The 7324-nt window shown below is 55.0% G+C and carries 7 protein-coding genes and 1 pseudogene; 1 reads left to right on the top strand and 7 read right to left on the bottom strand.

Features of this window, described 5'->3' with window-relative positions:
• Positions 1-148, bottom strand: a pseudogene (locus ACR0K4_RS21280) (S-(hydroxymethyl)glutathione dehydrogenase); the annotation flags it as partial.
• A 152-nt stretch (positions 149-300) separates the two neighbouring features.
• Positions 301-1113, bottom strand: coding sequence for a glutathione S-transferase family protein (locus ACR0K4_RS21275; RefSeq protein ID WP_480521995.1), 813 nt, complete (start codon positions 1111-1113; stop codon positions 301-303).
• A gap of 352 nt (positions 1114-1465) precedes the next feature.
• Here ACR0K4_RS21275 and ACR0K4_RS21270 point away from each other — a divergent pair, with 352 nt between their 5' ends.
• The gene (locus ACR0K4_RS21270) at positions 1466-2233 is read left to right on the top strand and encodes an MEDS domain-containing protein (protein ID WP_480855673.1); all 768 of its coding nucleotides are present in this window, start codon (positions 1466-1468) and stop codon (positions 2231-2233) included.
• Between the two features lie 93 nt (positions 2234-2326).
• Here ACR0K4_RS21270 and ACR0K4_RS21265 read toward each other — a convergent pair whose 3' ends face one another.
• The 5 genes from ACR0K4_RS21265 to ACR0K4_RS21245 form a co-directional block, all read right to left on the bottom strand.
• Positions 2327-4036, bottom strand: a complete 1710-nt coding sequence (locus ACR0K4_RS21265; RefSeq protein ID WP_480521993.1) for a hydantoinase B/oxoprolinase family protein — start codon at positions 4034-4036, stop codon at positions 2327-2329.
• Positions 4037-4045: 9 nt separating this feature from the next.
• Positions 4046-6139 (bottom strand): hydantoinase/oxoprolinase family protein, encoded by a 2094-nt coding sequence (locus tag ACR0K4_RS21260; RefSeq protein ID WP_480855672.1) that lies wholly within the window; start codon positions 6137-6139, stop codon positions 4046-4048.
• Between the two features lie 245 nt (positions 6140-6384).
• Positions 6385-6789, bottom strand: a complete 405-nt coding sequence (locus ACR0K4_RS21255; protein WP_480521991.1) for a VWA domain-containing protein — start codon at positions 6787-6789, stop codon at positions 6385-6387.
• A 22-nt stretch (positions 6790-6811) separates the two neighbouring features.
• Positions 6812-7009, bottom strand: coding sequence for a hypothetical protein (locus ACR0K4_RS21250; RefSeq protein WP_480521990.1), 198 nt, complete (start codon positions 7007-7009; stop codon positions 6812-6814).
• A gap of 18 nt (positions 7010-7027) precedes the next feature.
• Positions 7028-7276 carry an AAA family ATPase gene (locus ACR0K4_RS21245; protein WP_480521989.1) on the bottom strand — a complete coding sequence of 83 codons (249 nt, stop codon included), beginning with the start codon at positions 7274-7276 and terminating at the stop codon, positions 7028-7030.
• Positions 7277-7324: the final 48 nt, after the last annotated feature.

The following is a 7324-nucleotide window of genomic DNA, read 5'->3' as shown; positions in this document are numbered from 1 at the left end:
CACCCGACAGGGTGAATTCATCGGTGTGGCAGATGCCGGTGGCTTTGATCTCCACCAGAACCTCACCGGCTTTGGGGCCTTCGAGGTTCACCTCCATCACTTCCAAAGGTTTGCCCGCCTGAACGGCGACGGCGGCTCGGGTGCGCATAACGAACACTCCTAATTAAATCCAACTGATTCCAGCCGGCCAAATGCTGCACTGGCCTAACAGTTTTGATTATTAATGCCGCCTGACACAGGAAAGGCGACACGACATATTACTGGCTGTTCCTCGTCAAAGCGCTGTTCAGGCGCTGTGGTTCAGCTTGGAGACTCCACTTCGGCTATGAAGTCATGCTTGTCGCCTGTGTGAACCAACCCTGTATTGTGCCCGCCATGTGCCTCAGTGCCTTTCAGCACAGCGGTCCGACGGGTAAACGTTACTTTCATCTCACCGCCCAACACCTTTCGGATTGTCTCGTATTGCCATTCACTGACTTGCTGCGCCGCAGGCCGTTCCGAAATCTTTTCGAACCAGGCGCGGGTTTTGGGGTGTTTGCTCCAAACAGTGTCAGAAATAATGCCTCCGGCCTCATGAGAGACAAATTCATGAAATGCTGCCAGATCGCCATAGGTGATCTGATCCCCACAGAGGTAAGCGGTATCCTTCAGCCAATAGTTTTCCAGCAGATCCAATGCCTCATAAAGCAAGTGTTTTCCCTTGCGCACCTCGGCCGAAAAATCCTTGTCCGCGCCATAAATCATGGGGGCAAAAATGGTCCAGTGAAAAGCACCGCCGCCTAAGCGAAGTGTATAAGCGTACCACTGAACAAACATATTGACCCTGGTTCGCTCAAGTAGCGTGCCACCGAACCAATGGTCCGGACAATCATATTTTTCGTTCAGGTATCGACCAATTGCAACGTTTTCCCAAACCCGCAGGTCTCCATCACACAGGATCGGCACCTGACCTGTTGGGTTGTACTCGTCGCGAAATTCCTGACGCTCATTGATGTTGGTCGTGATATCCACGACCTCTTCGTCGTGCGGAATGTCGTTTTCGATCAGAAACTGCAACGCCGTGCGGCACGGCTGAGAAGCGGGATGATGCAACAGGCGTACTTTGTCAGACATTTGGGATCTCCTCTCTGTTGGATTTCCAATCATGTGTCGCGACCTTTTTGGGCGTTGTTGCGGGGGTTTCCCGGGCTCAGTCAACGCCTGAGCATTCATGCGGAAATCGGTGTAGTGAAACGTTAGCGTTCATGACGGATTTATGTCAATAAAATACATTAAAGTTAAACAATGACTATAAATGAACAACAGTGGCTATAGCCTTGTACAGCCGAGTTTGTTGGATATAGTGAGAGAAATTGCGACTGCGCTGACGCTGGAAAACTCAACAACATCAAAGGGCAGGCACCGTTGGTCCAACGCCCTGCGCATTGGTCGGCGAAGGCATTGCGCACCAAGATGAGGAAATTTCGTGAACGCCCAACCTGAGCAAAATACTGAGCTTCTGAATATCAAAGAAGCCGCGGCGATTCTGAAAGTCAGCGAAGCGTCGCTACGGCGCTGGACCAATTCGGGACGTTTGGCGTGTCAGCGGATCGGAGTCAAAAAGGAACGGCGTTTCCGTCGAGAAGATTTGATGGCGTTTCTGGACGGAGATGCTTCGCCTGTCGTCGACAAAAACCAAGGGGGGCGTCCCAGCGAGGTTCTCCTGGAGGGTGTCGCCATCGAATATGGCAGCCATATTTGTACCCTTTATGAAAACGATCTTGGTCGCCTGAAATGGTCGGTTCCGTTTCTCGTGGACGGGTTACGAAATGGCGATGGCTGCTTTTTGATTGCTACTGATGCCGTGCGGCAGGAGATTCTCGACCATGTTCGGCAAGCTTGGGACGGGTTACCCGAAGCCATTGAAAATGGTCAACTCGTCCAAAGTCGCGGAATTCCTGACGGAAAGGCAATGTGCCGATACATTGAACAAAGTATATTCACAACAACACGGGCCGGGTTGCGCACGTTTCGCCTGTTGGGCGATATGAGCTGGTGTCTCGACCTGGGCATGTCCCACGACGAATTGTTCGACTATGAACGGCGGTTCAACCACGAGGTCGGACATCGCCACCCATTGGTCAGCGTTTGCCAATACGACACGCGCGACTTTACAGGGCCGGCCGTGTTGAACGCGCTGCAATGCCACGAAGATACTTTCCGGTATCCGTTGTCTCGCTTTCTGTCTTCCTGAGGCCCGCAAAAAAGCCTGCAAGCGCTGACCCTTGGTCGCCCAGAATTTCTTTTGAGATCAAAGTTGATAGCATACGAGCGAAAATTGCGAGGCTCATTTCTGAGTTGCCGACATGGTCGCGCGAAGCTTCAATGTGGCAGAAGCGTCCACCGTCCATGAACTGGTGTCTATGACAACCCCATAGTCCTTCTCTGCGCTTTCAATGGACACGTAACCGTCGCGGACATCGTCGAGAACCAATTCCGGGTCGCGATCAGGCGCGGGGCCGTAGCCGCCACCGCCTGGCATTTCGAGAACGGGGACCGTATCGGGGGCAACCATGGCAGAAATCTTGGGTTTCAGATCGACGTCATTGTTTGTCACCAAATTACCTACGGCACCCGGGTTGCCGCCATGCAAGCCCGGGGCCGGGTATTTTACCCGCTCAAACAGGCCAGAGAACAGATAAGCGTCGTCGGTCAAAAGTTCGATTTCCATCGTCTGTCCAAGGCCGCCACGTGCCTTGCCCGGACCGCCCGAGTCTGTTCGCAACTCGCGGCGGCGCATAATGATGGGCGCCAGTGTCTCCATGACTTCCGATGGCACGCCGGCGATTCCGGAGGGATATGCCGTTGCCGAGAACCCATCCTTTCCGCTAAGCGCCCCGGTGCCACCCGATGCAAACCATGTGTATGAGAAGTGTTTTCCGGTTTTGGGATCGACACCTGACAGGTGCGTATCCCACAGGCCGTCAAATCCCGGTGCCATGACATTGTCAGGCAAGGCATCCGACAGGGCACCCATGACAAGCGACGGAAGGAAGTGCCCGACCAGATGTCGCCCCCCAATAGCCGCCGGATATTTCGCATTGAGGAGCGTTCCTTCCGGAGCGACGATCTTGACGGGAAGGAAGCTGCCTTCATTGTTCGGAATGTCACCGCCGAGAGCGCATTTGACACCATAGGTCGTATATGCAGCCGTGTAGTTCAGGGTCACATTGACGCCAAGCGCCACCTGATCCGGTGAGCCTTCAAAGTCGACCGTCAACTCGTCGTCTTCAACGATAATCGCCGCCTTGAGGAGGAGCGGATCGTCGAACCCGTCGATGGTCAATTCATAGCTGTAACGGCCATTGGGCAACGCCAGAATACGGTCGCGCATCGCCCTTTCTGACCGATCGACGATTTCGTCGGCAAGCTCTTCAATATCATCCAATCCGAACTCGTTCAGGAATGAGAGGAGTTGCTTGGCTCCTACTTCATTTCCAACGATTTGACTGTGGATGTCGCCCAGCACTTCTTCGGGTGTGCGGACATTTGCGCTTATGAGATCAAAGATTGCTTGGACTGGTTTGCCTTGATCGACCAGCTTCATGACCGGAATGAAAAGCCCTTCTTCAAAAACAGAGCGCGAATCCGCCGAAAGACCACGGCCACCGATATCGAGCGCGTGGCAACAATTGGCGAACAGGGCTATGCACCGGTCTCCCTTAAAAACGGGCGTTGCGATGGTGATGTCGTTCAGTTGTGAGGCGGTTTTCCAAGGATCATTCGTCACCAGGACATCGCCAGGGCGCAATGTGTCGATAGGGAAGCTGTTTAGAAAGTGGATCATGCCGGTTGCCATCGAGTTGATGTGTCCCGGTGTTCCTGTGACCGCCTGGGCGATCATCCTTCCCCGCCTGTCAAAGACACCTGCCGATAAGTCACCGGCTTCGCGAACGATCGAGGTAAAGGAAGATCGCATCAGTGCGGCGGCCTGATCGTTGGTTGTCGCGATCAAGCGGCTCCAGAGAATATCGAGGGTGATCTGGTCAATTGCCATGGTGCGCTCCTATACCTCTGACGGCTCCATATCGATGATAAGGTTGCAGTTTTCATCCACCTGAATCCGACCTGAACCGTTGATCACGACCGTCGATTCACGTTCTTCAATTACTGCAGGACCAGATAAAACCGCACCGGCAGGCAAACGATACCGGTCATATACCGGCACGGTATTCAGGGACTTATGCGCAGGGAGGTAAATGGCACGCCGACCCTTGAGGGCGTCAGACACGTTGTTAGAGCTGTTCAAGGCGGTTGGGAGCGTCAGTTTGGGTTTGGGGCCCTCCGCCACGATGCGCCAGGACACGACTTCAATCGGGACATCAGGCAACACGTGGCCATAAACGGTGCGATAGGCGTCCTCAAACGCGGTTTTGAGTTTGTCGCGATAGCCCGTATCCAATGGGTCGTTGTCCAACGCCACCCGCACATCGAACCCTTGTTTGGCGTACCGCATGTCAGCAAACCGGCGAAACCTTACAGTGTCCGGGTCTATGGTCCGTCCTAAAGTCTCGCGACCAGCGTGTTCCATGTCTCGCACAGCCTGTGCTGCGGTTTCCCAGTCCATATCCTTCAACTTGCTCGGCAAGGATCGCGCAAAGCTCATGCTAAGGGGCGCAGTCAGGAATCCGATGCTCGACATCACACCTGCACCTAACGGATAGATGACCCGAGGGCTGCGAAGGATCGAGGCTACACCAAAGGCGTGAACGGGTCCGGCACCCCCGGTCGCAAAGACCGGGAACCGCGTGATGTTCATCCCGCGTTCGATCGTGTGAATACGGGCCGCGGATGCCATGCTTTCGTTTGCCAACTGGTGAATACCCCAAGCGGCTTCCAGCGACGAAAGCCCTAAAGGTTCGGCGATTTTTTCGCGGATGGCGGTTTCGGCTGCCGCAACATCCAACGCCATCGTTCCGCCAAGGAAAAAGTTGGGATCAAGATAACCAAGCAGCAGATCAGCATCCGTTACGGTCGGGTTGTCACCGCCGAGCGCGTAAGCCGCAGGCCCGGGCTCGGACCCGGCGCTGTCTGGTCCGACTTGCAGGCGGCGCATTGCATCAACGCGGGCAATAGACCCGCCGCCCGTCCCGATCTCAATCATCTCGATAACGGGTACCTTGATTGGCAAGCCGCTCTGTTTCTTGAACTGGTATTGACGGTCCACTTCAAATTCGTTGGTCACAAGCGGAAGACCGTCGGCGATCATACAGGCCTTGGCGGTTGTGCCACCCATGTCAAAGGCAAGCACATCCTTGTGCCCCAGAAGATCGCCATAATAGGCCGCCGCCAGCGCACCGCCAGCTGGGCCAGATTCGACCAAACGGATCGGAGACGTTGCGCCCTCGTCAATTTCACAAAGCCCGCCGTCGGATTGCATGATGAAGAGTGTCGCAGGCAGGTCCAACTGATCTTTGAGGCGCTGACTAAGACAGCTGAGATATTGTTCCGCGATCCGTTTGACATAGACATTCGCCAATACGGTCGAGCCGCGTACATATTCACCAATCTCGGGAACCAACGAACTGGACAGTGTCACCGCGATCTCTGGCGCTTCTTCCTGCAGGATGCGGGCAATCTGACGCTCGTGCGCGTCGTTGACATAGCTATGAATCAGCGAGACTCCAACAGCCTCTACACCTGTCTCCTTCAAGGTCTCCACAAGTGCGCGCACTTCTTCGGGGTCGAGCGGGGTTCGAATGGTTCCGTCCACCAGTACGCGCTCATCCAACTCGAACCGTCGGCGTCGAGGGGCAAGCGGCAGAGGGCGTTTCATTCTCAAGTCATAAATGTCATAGCGATGCTCGCGCCCAATCTCGATCGCATCCCGAAATCCTTTGGTGGTGATCAGCGCGGTCACGGCGCCTTTTCGTTCGATCAGTGCGTTGGTGAACAAGGTTGTGCCGTGCAGAACGTCAAGAACGTCGTCTCGGTTTACACTTTTATCCGAGAGAAGCTTTTCTAGCCCTTCGATTATGGCGTTGTCGGGCTGCTGAGGTGTCGTAAGGATTTTGCCGAATTCGAAACGGGTGCCGTCGTCACTCACAAGAACAAGGTCGGTAAATGTACCGCCAATATCCGCTCCGACATGCAATGGCATGGTCTCTTATCCCCGCTTATTGAATGCCTTTGAATGAAGTACATGAACAAAGCAAATACAAGCATTTCCCCTGCCCACCTCCTGCAGCTGGTTGACGCCTTCACCAAGCATTATGACCGCCGATGGTTCCACAAGGGCTTGCAACACCTTTCGCTGACCGCCGTCCTTGCAGAGCGGGTCGCATGACCAGATTACTTCGGATTTAAGTGGTGCAGTTGCGCGCGCTGACGAGCGCGGCTCACGCCTCATACGGCGGCGTGTGGTTGGGAACCTGGATCGTAGCGCGCCAGTGCGCGGTGGTTTCCGTGCGTGTCCCCAGCAGCAGACCGCGGTTTTCCATCGCTTCGATGTGGGGGCCTTTTGGATAAGACCCGGCTGTTGGTGTCCACGCCATCGCTCAGAAAAATGATCAGACGGTCTTCGACTTCGCTGCCGTCGAACATTCGGATCGCCAGCCCGATGGCATCTCCGATGGCTGTGTTCGGCCCTTCCATACACACTTGCGTCTGGTCAAGGAACTCTTCAAGGCTTTGCAGAACTTCGGTGAAAAGAGCCTGCACAAAGGCCCGCGTACCAAAGACGATCAGGGCCATTCGGTCGCCGTCGCGTTCGGTGATGAAGGTCTTGAGCGCATCACGTACTGCGTCCAAATGTTGTAACCGCTGTCCGTTTTCACCAATGAAATCTCTCTGATCCATCGAGAAGGTCGATATAGTCTCGGTCGGCCAGCCAAGCGTGGGTGCGGCTGTATTTGTCCAGAGCAATCGAGGCGCGCGGGCCGGTATCGATCTCGATCCAGCTGCCCGGTCCCTCGCTGAGGGTTGTCGGCGTTCGTGTGGCGTAAACCAAATCGGCAAAGTAAAGCTCCATCGCTTCCAGCAGGGCGGCTTACACCTTGGCGGGCGCGCGATTGATCTCGTCGGCCAGAACGATTTTGGCGAAGATCGGTCCTGGCTCGAACCGGACCCCGGACGTGCCCCCGGCCTGAATGTACACCTCGGTTCCGGTGACATTCGAAGGCAGCAGATCGGGCGTGAACAGGATGCGGCTGAACTTCGCATCCAGATGATGGCAAGTGTCGAACTCCGTTTGCGGCTGAGACTGATTTGGGCACGCAAAAAAATCAATTTTTAACACAATGGCTCAATTTTCCGTGTAAACTGGGGTAGTTCCGTATTCCTCAAA

The sequence above is a fragment of the Ruegeria sp. K11 genome (assembly GCF_056531905.1).
The sequence above is the reverse complement of the archived record's forward strand: the minus strand, read 5'-3'. Positions and strand labels throughout refer to the sequence as shown.